Annotated in this window: 1 protein-coding gene; it reads right to left on the bottom strand. The window is 71.8% G+C overall.

From position 1 onward, the window contains the following. Positions 1-785, bottom strand: a 785-nt coding sequence (locus AB0L75_RS44220) for a CoA transferase (RefSeq protein WP_365191941.1), incomplete at its 3' end; no start/stop codon positions are given. Positions 786-1,459: the final 674 nt, after the last annotated feature.

Raw genomic sequence — 1,459 nt, 5'->3', positions numbered from 1 at the left:
TGCGCGTCGTTGCCGATGGCGACGGCGAGCGGCGCGTCCCGGCACGCCAGCAGCTGGTAGGGGGCGATCGAGGGGTGGTCGTTGCCCATCCGCCGCGGGACGACGCCGGCGCCGAGCCATGCCTGGCCCTGGTTGGCGAGCGCCCCCTGCAGCGAGGAGAGCAGGTTCAGCCGCAGGTGGGCGCCTTCCCCGGTGCGTTCGCGGCGCAGCAGCGCGGCGAGCACGCCGGCGGTGAGGTCCTTGGCCGTGAGCACGTCCACGAGGGCGACGCCCGCCTTCATCGGGGCGTCCGGTTCGCCGGTGATGCTCATGAGCCCGCCCGCGGCCTGGACGATGAAGTCGTAGCCGGGCAGATCCCGGCCCTCGCGGTCGCCGAAGCCGGAGACGGCGGCGTAGACCACGGACGGGTTCTCCCGCGCGACGTCGTCGTAACCCAGGCCGAGGCGCTCCATGGTGCCGGGCTTGAGGTTGTGGACCACGACGTCGGCCCGGGCGGCCAGGGCGGCGGCCCGCCGCTGGTCCTCGGGGTCCTTCAGGTCCCAGCCGACCGACTCCTTGTTGCGGTTCACGGACTCGAAGTAGGTGGCGCTCGTCGCCGAGCGGGGCGGGGCCCAGCCGCGGGTGTCGTCGCCGCGCTCGGGGTGCTCCACCTTGATGACGCGCGCCCCGAGGTCCGCCAGCGTCATGGTGGCGAGCGGGCCGGCGAGGACGCGGGAGAAGTCGGCGACGAGGACGCCGTCGAGGGGGAGCGAGGCCGGGGAGGGGGCGGTGGTGGCCGGGGGCACGGCGGACTCCTCACTGTGGCGGACGACACGACGACGGGGTTCCACCCAAGCACCGTGCTCGCGTTCCGTCCAATGACTCTGGGGCGGGTCACTGACGTGCGTGAGTCATCGGTGCCGGGCGGTCCGGGGCGGCCGGGAGAGGTGGGCGCGGGGAGGACCCGGGGCCGCGGGCAGAGGCTGTCAACTTCGCCGTCCCCAGATCCGGGCACCTTGTCCACAGGAGTTGTCCACAGATGTGGAGGGTGTGGACGACGGTGTGGATAGGCCTGTACCAGGCGGTGTGATGAGGGCGCAAACGAGGGTGCTGTCAAGTTGGATCGACGGGGCCGAGAGGGGGGTGGAGAAACTTCCTCCACAGCCCTGGAGATCGCATCGTCCCAGGTCAGAGCCGGATTCTGGGAGTGGTCGCGCGGTTGTCCCCAGCGTGGTCCCCAGGCGATCCACACGACACGCCGCCGAATCCACACGTTGTCCACAAGGCCTGTGGGAAACGCGGTTGCCCAGCCTCCACGGCGCGCGTAGTGTCGCGTGGTATCCCCAACGCGAGGGCGGGTATTGGCCGCAGGTGACCACTGACAGGCGCGCATCCGCTCGGACCGTCGCCCCGGGGACCGTCGCACCGTCCGCCTGCAGGAGGGTGCGGCGGCACAGGCGGTGACAACAGAGGAATCAGG

It is taken from the genome of Streptomyces sp. NPDC052101 (assembly GCF_040680235.1).
Classification (GTDB): Bacteria; Actinomycetota; Actinomycetes; order Streptomycetales; family Streptomycetaceae; genus Streptomyces.
Note: the sequence above shows the minus strand (reverse complement) of the source record. Positions and strands in the feature narration are given on the sequence as shown.